The sequence below is a fragment of the Streptomyces sp. NPDC029159 genome (genome assembly GCF_055564055.1).
Window position 1 is genome coordinate 260801 of the sequence record NZ_JBVHWT010000005.1, and the last position, 12646, is coordinate 273446.

Sequence of the window (12646 nt, forward strand, 5' to 3'; positions counted from 1 at the left end):
GACCGGTCCCTGTATCGGGCACCGCCAGCCCACCGTCCGCCGCCCGCTGCACCGCAATCGGTGGCAGCCCGGCACCGGACGGGGAAGAGGCATCGACGCCGGACGGCGAGACGCCACCGGCGGCAGGCGGTAGCGGCAGCTCCGCCCCGCCCGCCGGGGAACCGCCGCGCCCGCCACCGGAGTCGGCAGCCGAGCCGGAACGCGCTCCCGCACCGGCCGCCGAAGCCGCACCCGCGCCGGGCGCAGGCCGCGAGGCCGGTGCGCCACCCGACTCCGCCCGTGCCACCGGCAGCTCCCGCCGCTGCACCGAGGTGCGCGGGGCCGCACCGGACCGCGTACCGCGCGGGGCGGACGTCAGCGTCGCAGGGCGCGCCGCCGCGGCCGGCGACAGCGGCCGGACTTGCGGGCCCGCCGCCCGCGCCACCACGACCGGGGCGGCGGGCACGTCGTGCGTCCCGTCCGCGTCGGCCGGGGCGTCGGCAGGCGCCGGACGCGGCCCCGCGACGGGCAACTCCGCCACGGGGGCCTCCGGTTGTTCGCCCGCACCGCGCACCGGCGCCGCGGACAGCTGCGCGATCCGCCCGCCGGGCCCGCCGTCCAGCACCGCATGGGTGAGGGTGCCGGTGAAGGACGGGTTCTGCCAGGTCGTCAGCGAGGTGCCGAAACCGCGGTCGGCGACGGTGTCCGTCCGGTCGGCGAAGGCACGCCGGATCGGCGGCAGCGCCGACCAGCCGGCCGGTTCCCGGTGCCCGGCGTCCACCGGGGCCGGATCGGCCGCGGGAGCCGTGGCGGGCCCGGCGGCGGGTCCGGCCGTACCGCCGTCCGGCGCCTGCGGACGGTGGCCGCGCAGTCTGTCGAGGAGTCCCATCAGCCCTCCGCCGCCGCGCGGTTGACCAGCGTGGCGATCGCGTCGGCGTACCGGCGGCGGTCCCCGTGTTCGAGGTCCAGGATGTCCTCCAGGCTCCAGTGGAAGTGATAGGCGACGTACGCGATCTCCGCGTGGACACGGTCGGCCGCGTACGTCACGATTCCCCCAGGCGGCTCCCGCCCAGCTCCACCTCGAACGGCTGCTCGCAGTGCGGGCAGGTCACCCCGGCCCGGGTGTGGCCCTCCGCGTTGACCTGCCGGTAGAAGTCCTGCAGGAACGCCAGGTCGGAGGCGAACATGTTCTCCACGATGCCGTCGTGCACCTGGTGGAGCGTGCCGAGGCGGGTGATGACGCGGCCCAGCAGCACCACCGACAGATACGCCGGGTTCTCCTGGACCCTGATGTCCCGCAGCGGCACCAGCTCGTCGCGGGCCGTCGCCAGCCGCATCGAACCGGTGCGGTGCACCACACCCGCGTCGTCGACGTAGCCGCGCGGCAGCTCGAACTCGAACTCGGTGCGCAGCGGGGCCCGTTCGGCGGCGGGCGCGGGCGCCGCGACCGGGGCGGGTGCCGCGGGGTCCCCGCCCGGGGCCGCGGGCGCGGCGACCGGGTCGGGGACGACCGCGGTCCGGGAGGCCGTACGGCGCATTACTCGATGACCAGTTCTTCGAAGGTGATGGTCACGGTCTCGGTCAGCGCGGACGCCTCACCGGCCTTCACGGTGGAGGTGTCGACCTTGCTGCACCAGGCGTTGCGCATGTTGTAGCGCTTCACCGGGGTGTTCATGTAGTCCATCACCATGATCGTGGCGTTCTTCCGCGCCGTCGACATCTGGCCGTTGACGGACTGGGTGATCCACTGGTTGAACGCGGCGGACTGCGTCATACCGCGCACGACCGTGCAGGTGCCGGCCTTCTTCACGCCCGGCAGCTTCTTCGTGACGGGCTTGCCCTGGCTGGAGACCTGCTGGTACTCGATCACGTCCTGCTCGATGCTCAGGCCGCTGACCTCCTGGAGGTACTCGACCATGACACCGTCGATCTGGAGGCCGAAATTGTGTGAGGTGAGGGAATCACCGGGCTGCAGACTCATGGTTCGCTCTCTGTGCAGGGAGGGCGGGGGACACCGGCGCGGATGCCGGGCCCCCGGGAAACGGGGCGATCAGGTGCGGACGGGGTGGGGCACGGCGCCGGCCGCGCCCCACCCCGGCGGGGCTACTCCTCCAGCTCGCCGCTGCCGCTGGAGAACTGCGCCAGCCGGAAGATCACGAACTCGGCGGGCTTGACCGGCGCGATGCCGATCTCGCAGATGACCCGGCCGAGGTCGACCGACTCCGGGGTGTTGGTCTCGGCGTCGCACTTCACGTAGAAGGCGTCCTCGGGACGGGAGCCGAACAGGGCGCCGTTGCGCCACTCGTTGACGAGGAACGCGGAGACGTTCCGCCGGATCCGGGCCCACAGCGCCTCGTCGTTGGGCTCGAACACCACCCACTGGGTGCCGATCAGGATCGACTCCTCCAGGTAGTTGAAGTACCGGCGGATGTTGATGTAGCGCCAGGCCGGGTCGGAGGAGAGGGTGCGGGCACCCCACACGCGGATACCGCGGCCGGGGAAGGCACGGATGCAGTTGACGCCGATCGGGTTGAGCAGATCCTGCTCACCGCGGGTGATCTGGGTCTCCAGATCGACGGCGCCGCGCACCACCTCGTTGGCCGGGGCCTTGTGGACACCGCGCTCGAAGTCGTTACGGGCCCAGATACCGGAGACGTGACCGCTCGGCGGGATCATCTTCGTCTGGCCGGACGCCGGGTCGAAGACCTTGACCCACGGGTAGTACACCGCGGCGTACTTCGAGTCGTAGCCCGCCGTGTCCTGGCGCCACACCCGGATGTCCCGGGCGTTGAGACCGGGCGGCGGGTCGATGACGGCGACGCGGTCCCCCATCAGCTCACAGTGGGCGATCAGACCGAGCTGGACGGCCTTGACCTCCTCCAGGCCGATGGCGCCCCGCTGGTAGGCGGCCATCAGGTCGGGCACCGCGACCATCGAGATCTCGTCGACCGCCTCCAGACCACCGAAGCCGGTGCGGTCGGCGGAGTCGCCGAGGTACTCGGCCGGGCCGGGGTGGACGGCCGGGGCCGCACCCGGGGCGGCGGGCGCCGGGGCCGCGGGCGCCTGGACGGGCCGGGCCAGCTCCACCGTCTGGTTGTCGGGCCGCGCCAACTGGGCCGCGGGCGCCGCCTCCAGGACGGTGATGAGCTTGGAGCGCTCCTTGACCTGGGTGACGACGTAGTTGCGAGTGCTCTTCTTGGCACTGACGTCGAAGGTCTCGGCGACCTTGTCGCCGTCCTTGACCAGCAGCCGGAACCGCTCGGCCGGGCCCTCGCCCTCCGGGTCGGTGACCTCGACGCTCAGCGCACCGCCGCCGGTGCCGGACGCCAGCGCCCGGACCGCGAAGGTGCCCAGGGAGGCGGGCTCACCGGGCGTCAGCTCGGCGGGCGCGGCGGCGGCCGGCACCGCGGCCGGCGCACCGGACTGCTGCGCGGCGTCCGCGGCGGTGCCGCCGACCCGGACCACGTAGGCGGCCGAACCGCCGTTGTTGAAGAACCCGTAGACCGAGTGGGCGAGGTAGTAGCCGTCGGTGAACTCGCCGAAGGCGGCCACGTACTGGGACCAGTTGGTCACCAGCGTCGGCTGGTTCAGCGGCCCCGTGGGCGCCAGGCCCACGAAAGCCGCCACGGACGTGCCGACCCCCTCGATCGGGCGGGAGCCACTGGCTACCTCCTCGACGTAGACGCCGGGCGACAGATACGACGGCATGCGCTGGTTCTCCTCGGGGTACGACAACCGTTTGACGGTGGAGTACGCCACTGTCGTCGCCGCCCTCCGGGCCCCGGAAGGTCCGTCGGGGCCGTAGCGGGGGCAGCGCCGATGCCCCAACGGGCAGCCGGAGCCCGGACATCGGGTCGCGGAACGCCGCCCGAGGTACCGTTGACCTGCGGCGGGCCCGCTTCCGGGGCGGCCCGGGGGCCCGGGTGCAGCCCGTGCGGGCCCCGAGGGCAGCAGGCCCGGTCCCTAGGGGCACCCGACCCTGCCCCCAGTCCTGCGACACGCCCCCCGGCCCCGCCATACGGTCGCCGTATGAGCCTGTGGACCTCTCTCGAACCCGCCTCGACCACCGTGGACCCGGGCGGCAGCACCACCGTGCGGCTGCGGCTGCGCAACACCGGCGACGTCGTCGACGAATACCGCTGCGTCCCGGTGGGCGATCTGGCACCTTGGACGACCGTCGAGCCCGCGACCCTCCGGCTCTACCCGGGCACCACGGGCACGGTGGAGCTGACGTTCGCTCCGCCCCGCACCCCCGACGCCGCCGCCGGTCCGCACCCCTACGGTGTCCAGATCATCCCGACGGAGTTCCCCGAGGCCACCACCGTTCCCGAGGGCAACGTCACCGTCACCCCGTTCAGCGAGGTCCGCGCCGAACTCGTCCCCACCAACGTCACCGGCCGGTTCCGCGGCCGTCCCCGGCTCGCCATCGACAACCTCGGCAACGTCAAGCTCACCGCGTCCGTCACCGGCCACGACAACAGCGATCAGCTGTCGTACGAGATCAACCCGGCGAACGTGCAGGTCGAGCCGGGGCGGGCGGCGTTCTTGAAGACCACGCTCAAGCCGCGGCAGATCATCTGGGCGGGCGCCAAACAGTCCCGGCCCTACACACTGTCGGTGCAGCGCTCCGGCGCCGAACCGCTGCCGGTGCGCGGTACGTACGTCCAGCCGGGGCTGCTGCCGCGCTGGCTCGGGGTGCTGTTCAGCCTGCTGCTGGGGCTGGCCATCGCGTTCGTGATGATCTGGCTGACGTACAAGCCGGACGTGGCCACCAAGGCCACGGACAAGACGCCCGGCCAGACGGCGCACACCATCCAGCCGTCGGCGCCCGCCCAGCAACCGACACCGCAGCAGACGTCGGAGGCGCCGAAGGACGACGGCGGCGGGAAGGGCGGGGGCGGGAACAACAAGCCGAAGCCGGACCCGTACGCGCATCTGCACAACGTCCTGCTGCGCAACGGCGCGACGCACAAGTGCGTCGACCTCACCGGCTACGGCGAGGGCGAACTGGGACACACCGTCATGCAGTTCGGCTGCAACGGCTCGCCCACCGAGGACAACCAGCGGTGGAGCTTCGAACTGCTGCCGCAGGGGAAGGGCGCGGGGCCCAACGGGAAGGACCTCTTCCAGGTCCGTAACCTCCGCGCCAACCACTGCCTCGACGTGCGGGGCCCCGTTCCGGCGCCGAACACCTCGCTGATCCAGGAGTCCAACTGCACCCGCCGCAAGGACGGCAACCAGGTGTGGTGGCTGGACCGGCGGCAGGCGACCGGACAGATCTGGATCCGCAACGCGACCAGCAACAACTACTGCCTGGACGTGAAGGGCTACTACGCCCGGGGCGAGGATCTGAAGGACGCGACCGCGCTGACGCTCGCCAACTGCACCGACGAGGACGACCAGGGCTGGCTCATCGAGAAGTAGCGGGCCCGAGCGGCCCGCGGCGCCCGGGCCGGTGACCCCACCGGCCCGGGAGCCGTCCGGTCACCAGCCGGCGTCGTCCAGCACCAGCCGTCCGCCCTTGCGGTACTCGCGGCGGGCGCCGGTCAGCAGATCCGCGCCGGTCACCGGCCCGCCGCGCCCGGCGGCGGCGTACGCGGCGGTGACCACCGCGCTGCGGATCGAACCGCCGGACAGCTCGAACTCCCGGGCGCACGGCCCCGGATCGATCCCCTCCGCGCACGGCACGTGCGCCAGGCTGTGCCGCCACAGCGCCAGCCGTTGCTCCGCGTCGGGGAACGGGAAGTCGACGACCAGATCCAGCCGCCGGGTGAACGCGTCGTCGATGTTGGCCCGCAGATTGGTGGTCAGCACCGCGATGCCGTCGAACGCCTCCAGCCGCTGCAACAGGTAGGCGCTCTCCATGTTGGCGTACCGGTCGTGTGCGTCCTTCACCTCGGACCGCTTGCCGAAGACGGCGTCGGCCTCGTCGAAGAGCAGCACCGCGTCGGTGCGGTCCGCCTCGGTGAAGATCCGCTCCAGGTTCTTCTCCGTCTCACCGACGAACTTGTCGACGACGGAGGAGAGTTGCACGACGTAGAGATCGAGGCCGAGGTCGGCGGCGACCACCTCCGCGGACAGCGTCTTACCGGTCCCGGAGTCCCCGGCGAACAGCGCCAGCACACCCCGGCCCCGACCGCCGCCGGCGCTCAGCCGCCAGTCGCCGAGGACCCGGTCGCGGTGGCGGGAGCGGAGCGCCAGCTCCCGCAGCTGTCCCAGCGGCCCGTCCGGCAGCACCAGATCGGCCCAGCCGACGTCCGGGCGGACCCGCCGGGCGTGCCGCTCCAGACCGGACGCCGACTGCTGCCGGGCGGCGTGCCGCAGATGCGCGGCGGTCAGCGCGGTGCCCTCCAGCGCCGCCAGGGCCAGCGCGGAGCGGGCGGCCCGCCGGATCCGCTCCCCGTCGAGGCGGTACGGGGCGACCGTCGCCGCCAGGTCGAGGCCGGGCGTGGCGGCGTCCGCGCCGAGCGCCGCCTCCCAGGTGTCCGCCGCGCCCGCCCGGGTCCGCGGCGCCTCCAGCACCAGCGGATCACGGGCGCACCACATCGGGTCGTACGGCCGTGTCCCGCACAGCAGCACCGACACGTCATCGGCCGCCAACGCCCGGATCAGCGGAGCCGGTTCGTCCGGCAGCGGGGCGACGACGACCGCGCAGTCGCGCAGCCGGGCCTCGCGCAGCAGGGCCGCCACCGGGCCCCGGTCGTCCGGCGCCACCTCCGCCGTGCCGTCGTCGGGGCGCCGCGGCCGGGCGGGTGGCGTGAAGTGCAGCGCCGCCCGGCCCGCGGCGCGCAGCGCGGCCACCGCGCGGGCCGATCCGTCGCCCTCGCGGTGCTCCCGCAGGTAGACGGTGGCGGGGCCCGCCGCGAGCAGCGCACCGAGCCGGTCGGCCGGGTCCGCCGGTGCGTCCGCCGGGGCGCCGGGCAGCTCCGTGACGTACCCGGCGAGCGCGGCGTCCGGGGTGTCGTCGCCCAGCAGGTGCGCGGCCACCCGGTCCGGGACGCGGAGCGAGCGGCCGAGGAACGGGCGGTCGGCCTCCTCGACGTGCAGCAGGCCGTACGCGGACAGCGGCGCCGACGGGTGGAAGCGGGCCCGCGCCGCGGCGCCCGCGCCGTCCGGGGCGAGCAGTCCGCACAGGTCGAGGGCGAGCCCCGTGGTGGCGCGGCGCCGGCTGACGTCGTCGTTGAGGTAGCCGTACAGCGGCTCGAAGTCCCGGTCGAGGTCGGGGGCGAGGGCGATGAGCAGGACGGTGGAGTCCAGCGGGGTCAGCCCGAGCCGCCGGGCGAGCGGCCCCAGCCGGTCGCCGGGCACCACGGCGCCCTCCGGAGGCTCCGGCCCGTCCCACCCCTCGGGCGGCGGGCCCCCGGCCTCGGCCCCGCCGCGCAGCCGGTGGCGTACCGCGTCGTCGGAGAGGTACAGGCCGCGCAGCGGGTCGTCGGCCGTCGGGTCGTCCGCGCCGCGCCGGGCGACCAGCGCGGCGACCCGCTCACGCAGCGCGGCCAGCCGGTCGGCCAGCGGCTGCGCGGCGGCGGGCGCGTCACCGCTCACCGGGTGCCTCCGCGGTGTCGGCGGCGGACGCGGGCCGGGCCACGCCCTTGAGGTGCCGCTCCTGGTGTGCGCGGGGCTCGTCGGCGAGGGGGCCGTCCAGCTCCCGGGCGGAGACCACCGCGCCCTCGGTGACCGGCGGCCCGGCGTCGTACTCGGGGAAGCCCGGGAACGGCACGGTCAGCATCAGGTCGACGGAGGGCTTGAGTTCGCCGCCGAGCGCGGAGAAGAGTTCGGCGCGGGAGCGGGCGTCGCCCGGCGTGGCGCCGACGACGAGCGGCACGCTCAGCCCGAGCGCGCCCAGCGGACCCGGCAGTTGCGGGGGCGCCAGCAGCTCGTGGGGGAGGAGGGAGGCGAGTGCCGCGGACAGCAGCCGGTGTTCGTCCTGCGGCCGCTTCGTCCAGGCGGTGACCAGGTACGACAGCCGGAACCAGCGCGGCGGACGGCGCCTGCGCACCACGGCGCCGCGCTCGTCGCGCACCGGTATGGTGCCGCCCTCACGCCGCGCGGTGTCCTCGCGGATGTCGTACAGATAGGCGTTCAGCGTGGGGGAGTTGCGCCGGGACGCCCAGGTGCGGGTCGGGGCGTCGAAGGCGATCTCGATGCCGGTGCCGGCGAGTACGCCGCCGGTCAGCAGCCCCTCGATGACCTCGTCCACTTCGTGGATCATTCAGTGTCGCTCCAGTCGGCCGCGTACGGCCCTCACGAGATGTAGCCCTCGCGCAGCGCGTAGGCCACGGCGTGTGCGCGGTTGCGCAGGTTCAGACGGGTCGTCAGCCCCTGCATGATGTTCTTGACGGTCCGCTCGGAGTACGCCAGCTTCCGGGCGATCTCGTTGGTGTCCATGCCCTCCGCGACCAGCCGCAGTGCGTCGACCTCGCGCTGGGAGAGCCCCGAGGGGCGCACGCCCGGGACGCCGAGCGTGCCCGGGCGGAGCGAGCCGACCTGGCTGAGCAGCCGTCCGAGCAGATCGGCGGGGAGGTCGCCGTCGCCCCGGGAGGCGGCGACGACCGCCTGCCGGAGGCGGTTGCCGGTGGCCTCGCGGCGCCAGACGATGGCGCCGACACCGCATTCGATGATGTCCAGCAGCTCCGCTTCACGGATCAGGCTGACGACGAGCACGGCGTGCATCCCGTCGCTGCGCACCAGCCGCCGCAGCCAGCCGAGCATGGTCTCGTCGAGGGACTCGGTGAGCAGCACCGCGACGCCGCCCGACTGCTGGGCGGTCGCCTCGTCGACGAGGTCGATCACGGCATGGCCGCGCAGCTGGCTGATGGTCCCTTCCCGGGAGATGGGATCCGGTGCGTGTACCACGACGGGAATGCGCTCTGCGGGTTCCTCCACGGCTGTTCTGAATGAGCCGCGCAATTTGGTGTCCTCCCCCTACCGATCGCCGCACCGGAGCGGAGAGATTTCCGCAGCGGCCGATCCGTTTCCTCACTATGACATCACTTGATGTGGACTCAGATGGCGGTGCGGACGAGGGAGGTTGCGTGCGCGATCCAGCTGTGACGGAGTTGTCGAGGAAAAAGTTCGGAAAACGGTGAACCAATCGCGTTTTCGCAGGTCTTGGCGGTACTGGAGGGGGTGGCGGCCGTTGCTCACCGGGCGGAAATCGGCCATCTGGCGAATCGTGCACGTGTCGCGCGGGGTATTGCGGCGAGAGGTGTGGATGTGGTTCCGACTCGGTGGCGGAATGGTAATTCCCAAAAAAATGCGGCCGCGCTCACCGGGATACCGGCACCGGGACTTTTGCTTCAACTTTACGGCTATTCGGTGAACCGGCCGGGAATTCCCCGCCTCGCCACGCCCCGCGCCCGGGGCGGCCGGGCCCGGCGGAGCGCTCGCGTCCACCCGGCCGGGGGAGGAGCATCGGACGGGTGACCGACCCGCGCCCGATCCTCTTCCTCGACGTCGACGGCCCGCTCAACCCGTGGCGGGCACCCGTCGGGCGGGCCCCGGCCGGATACACCACCCTGCCGATGCGCCCCACCGGCTGGGAGGAGCCGCACCCGCCGCTGCCGGTACGTCTCGACCCCCGGCACGGCCCGCTGCTCCTGAGCCTCGGCTACCGCCTGGTGTGGGCCAGCACCTGGGGCCCCGAGGCGAACATCTGGATAGCCCCCGTCCTGGGCCTCCCCGCCCTCCCGTACGTGGACTGGCCCCGGCCCCCGCACCGCGCCCCCGACGGCGTGCACTGGAAGACCCGCCGCCTGGTCGCCGTCGCCGCCGGCCGCGCGTTCGCCTGGGTCGACGACGAGATCGGCGGACCGGACCGCTCCTGGATCACCCGCAACCACCGGGGCCAGGTCCTGCTGCGGTGCATCGACCCGACGGTGGGACTGCTCGCGGACGACTTCGAGGTGCTGCGGGCGTGGGGGAGGGGGCGGTGAGGTCGCGCCCCGGTGGGATGCCGGGGGCAGATCCGGGTGCGGATCCGTGAGGTGCCGGGCGGCCCCGGCCTCGTGCCTCGGCCCCGGCCTGCGCTGCGGCGCCGCTCCCGGCCACCCCGCCCCCGCCCCTCCGCTCAGCCCACCAGGCCCAGCACGGCCCGCAGCCCGTCCGGACGCCGGTCCACCGGCAGCGGGGCGACCGGCAGATAGCGGCAACCCACCGCCGTCGCGCCGCCGTCCGCCCGCCGGTCGTCGCCGACCATCAGCACCTCCTCCGGCGCGACCCCCAACTCCCGGCAGGCGACGGTGAAGAGCCGCGGATCGGGCTTGGTCATCCGGTGCTCGTACGACAGGACGGTGCAGTCCAGATACGGCGCCAGACCGTGCGCGCGCAGCACCGGCCGCAGATCCCAGCCGATGTTGCTGACCAGCCCCAACCGCAGCCCACGGCCGCGCAGTTCGGCCAGCACCTCCACCGCGTCGGGGTACGGCCACCACGCCTCGGGGCGCATATGGCGCGCGTACAGCGCCTCCGGCAGCGCGGGGGAGGGCAGCGGCACCCGGCGGGCCAGCGCGGTGTAGACCTCGCGGTGGTGGCGGGGTTCGCGGTCCCGCTCCGCCCACATCCCGGCCAGCTCCGGCGGGACCGACTCGGGCGCGGCGCCGCCGGGCAGCGCCCCGGCCCGCTCCAGCGCCGCGGCCGTGTCACCCAGCGTGGCCTCGTCCAGCGCGGCCCCGGTCTCCGCCAACGCGCCGCGCAGCCAGCTCTCCGCCGGTTCGATCCGCAGCAGCGTCCCGGAGAAGTCGAACAGCACACCCTTGGTCACCGTCATGCCGCCATCGTCGGTGATCCGGCTGCCGTACGCCATGGGCCCGACCGCGCCCGTACGCACCCGGCCGGGCCGCCGCTCACGCCTGCCGCCCGGCCGTGCGCCGCCGCTCGTACGCCCGGTGGGCCGTCACCGCCGCCGCGACCACCGTGGCGCCGAACAGCCAGCCGCCGACGATGTCCGACAGCCAGTGCACCCCCAGGAACACCCGGGTGAAACCGACGCCGGTCATCGACACCGCCACCACCGCGACGGCCGCCCGCCACCGGGCCGGGCGGGGCGCGTGCCGGTGCAGCAACCAGAGCAGCAGACCGCCCGCGACCGTGACGGACAGCGCGTGCCCGGACGGGAAGGACTGGTAGTGCGCGGAGTCGACGGGGTCGGGCCACACCGGACGGTCCCGGTCCACCGCTGCCTTCAGCCCCTGCTGGAGGGCGGTGCCCAGGAGCGAGGTGGCGGCCACCCAGACGCCGAGCAGCCACGCACCGCGACGCAGCAGCAGTACGACCGCCGCCGCCAGCACGGCCCGCATCGTCCAGGGGTCCCACACCCAGTCGGTGAGGATCCGGTTGAGGTGGGTCCAGCCGGGCGCGCCGACCGCCGCGGTGTGGAGCGTGCCCGCGACGCTCCGGTCGAGCCCGATGAGCGGCGCCCAGCCCGCCGTGACCAGCACGGTCAAGGCGGCGGCGGGCACCGCACAGCCGATGAGCACGGCCAGCGGCGTACGCAGGGACGGGGGCCGGGACGGGGAGGAGCCGAGGGGGCGCGGCGTCGGCGCCGTGCGCCGTTCTGACGAGGCCATGCGCCGATCTTCGCGGACACCGCCGCCCGGCACCACGCCCCGCCCCGAAGTCCCGGCCCACGCCCCGTCATCTCTCCTGCGGGCCCGGCAGGGCGGCGCGCCAAGTCAGGTCAGGGCGTGCAGCCCCGGGACGAAGGTGATCAGCAGCGGGACGGCCGGGACCAGCGCCGCGTACGCGGTGATCCGCAGCCGGCGGGCGGGGGAGAAGCGGACACCCGGCGCCAGCAGCCGGTCCACCCGCTGCGGGACCTGCCCCAACTGCTCGGGGCACGGCCCGAACACCCCGCGGTCCTCGTTCATCCCGACCAGCGCCAGCGCGGTCGTCAGCCGTCCGAAGCGGCGCGAGGCCACATCGTCCGCGGCCAGTTCGACCAGCCGGTGCACCTGATCCCGGAACGCGGCGAACACCGGGACCTGCGGAAAACCGGCCGCCAGCGCCGAGGCGCAGTGCAGCAGCAGATCGTGCCGGGCCCGGGCGTGGCCCTGCTCATGGGCGAGCAGCGCATCGAGCTGACGGTCCTTCAGTCGGCGCAACGCGGCCGTGGTGACGACGAGTTGGGGCGCGCTGCGCTGCAGCCACCACGCCTCGGGGCGGTCGCTCTCCAGGACGACGAGGCGGTCGCCCGAGCGCTCCTCGCCGGGCAGCAGCGGCACCCGGCGCAGCAGATCCGCACGGCGCTGCCGACGCCGGGCCCGCGCGGCGCGCACCTCACGGGTCAGCGCCACCGCCGTCCACACCGCGCCCCCGGCGAGCAGCAGCGCCAGCGAACCGGCCCACGGCCCATAGGCGTTGAGCGCGTACGCCTCGACGACGACGCGCGGCGCGAAGCCGAACACCGGGCCGCGGACGGCGTCCCATGCGGCGGCCGCGCTCAGCGCCATGGCCAGTCCGCAGCAGAGCAGCACACCGGCGACCACGCACTGCCAGACCCACAGGGCGAGCACCGGTTCGCGGTCGGGCCAGTCCGAACGGGCCATCAGGCGCGGCGCCATGGACGCGGCCAGCACGCCGAGGATCATCAGCGTGAGGGGGACCATCATGCGGCCAGCCTATGAGCGCCCCGCTCGCGGGCGGTACGGCGGCGTTCCGGAAGTGACGT

General features: G+C 74.1%; 12 protein-coding genes. 2 read left to right on the forward strand and 10 right to left on the reverse strand.

From position 1 onward, the window contains the following. Positions 1–867: 867 nt before the first annotated feature. The 4 genes from ACZ4U4_RS13420 to ACZ4U4_RS13435 form a co-directional block, all read right to left on the reverse strand. On the reverse strand, positions 868–1026 hold the full coding sequence (locus ACZ4U4_RS13420) for a DUF6760 family protein (RefSeq protein ID WP_467872680.1): 159 nt from the start codon (positions 1024–1026) through the stop codon (positions 868–870). Then, positions 1023–1517: a hypothetical protein gene (locus ACZ4U4_RS13425; RefSeq protein WP_467872682.1), complete on the reverse strand. Its 495-nt coding sequence runs from the start codon at positions 1515–1517 to the stop codon at positions 1023–1025. Before ACZ4U4_RS13425 ends, ACZ4U4_RS13420 begins: the two co-directional genes overlap by 4 nt. Further along, positions 1517–1960 (reverse strand): phage tail protein, encoded by a 444-nt coding sequence (locus ACZ4U4_RS13430; RefSeq protein ID WP_143944641.1) that lies wholly within the window; start codon positions 1958–1960, stop codon positions 1517–1519. Before ACZ4U4_RS13430 ends, ACZ4U4_RS13425 begins: the two co-directional genes overlap by 1 nt. A 122-nt stretch (positions 1961–2082) precedes the next feature. Beyond that, on the reverse strand, positions 2083–3687 hold the full coding sequence (locus tag ACZ4U4_RS13435; RefSeq protein WP_467872684.1) for a phage tail sheath family protein: 1605 nt from the start codon (positions 3685–3687) through the stop codon (positions 2083–2085). A gap of 321 nt (positions 3688–4008) precedes the next feature. On the opposite strand from ACZ4U4_RS13435, the gene ACZ4U4_RS13440 reads away from it, so the two are divergent. Beyond that, positions 4009–5403 (forward strand): RICIN domain-containing protein, encoded by a 1395-nt coding sequence (locus ACZ4U4_RS13440; RefSeq protein WP_467872688.1) that lies wholly within the window; start codon positions 4009–4011, stop codon positions 5401–5403. 60 nt (positions 5404–5463) lie between these two features. Here ACZ4U4_RS13440 and ACZ4U4_RS13445 read toward each other — a convergent pair whose 3' ends face one another. From ACZ4U4_RS13445 to ACZ4U4_RS13455, 3 genes are read right to left on the reverse strand one after another with little or no spacing between them, the layout of a single operon-like run. Then, on the reverse strand, positions 5464–7524 hold the full coding sequence (locus tag ACZ4U4_RS13445; RefSeq protein WP_467872690.1) for an ATP-binding protein: 2061 nt from the start codon (positions 7522–7524) through the stop codon (positions 5464–5466). After that, positions 7514–8191: a Pvc16 family protein gene (locus ACZ4U4_RS13450; RefSeq protein ID WP_467872693.1), complete on the reverse strand. Its 678-nt coding sequence runs from the start codon at positions 8189–8191 to the stop codon at positions 7514–7516. Before ACZ4U4_RS13450 ends, ACZ4U4_RS13445 begins: the two co-directional genes overlap by 11 nt. 32 nt (positions 8192–8223) lie before the next feature. Next, positions 8224–8889, reverse strand: a complete 666-nt coding sequence (locus tag ACZ4U4_RS13455; protein WP_467872695.1) for a helix-turn-helix transcriptional regulator — start codon at positions 8887–8889, stop codon at positions 8224–8226. Positions 8890–9401: 512 nt separating this feature from the next. Between ACZ4U4_RS13455 and ACZ4U4_RS13460 the strand changes: the two genes are divergently transcribed. Next, complete coding sequence (locus ACZ4U4_RS13460; RefSeq protein ID WP_467872698.1) at positions 9402–9914, forward strand: HAD domain-containing protein; 513 nt, start codon at positions 9402–9404, stop codon at positions 9912–9914. A 134-nt stretch (positions 9915–10048) separates the two neighbouring features. Here ACZ4U4_RS13460 and ACZ4U4_RS13465 read toward each other — a convergent pair whose 3' ends face one another. From ACZ4U4_RS13465 to ACZ4U4_RS13475, 3 genes are all read right to left on the reverse strand, one after another. Next, positions 10049–10747: an HAD family hydrolase gene (locus tag ACZ4U4_RS13465; protein WP_467872700.1), complete on the reverse strand. Its 699-nt coding sequence runs from the start codon at positions 10745–10747 to the stop codon at positions 10049–10051. Positions 10748–10823: 76 nt separating this feature from the next. Beyond that, complete coding sequence (locus ACZ4U4_RS13470; RefSeq protein WP_467872702.1) at positions 10824–11546, reverse strand: phosphatase PAP2 family protein; 723 nt, start codon at positions 11544–11546, stop codon at positions 10824–10826. 105 nt (positions 11547–11651) lie between these two features. After that, entirely contained in the window at positions 11652–12587 is a 936-nt protein-coding gene (locus ACZ4U4_RS13475) for a M56 family metallopeptidase (RefSeq protein WP_467872705.1), read from the reverse strand. Positions 12588–12646: the final 59 nt, after the last annotated feature.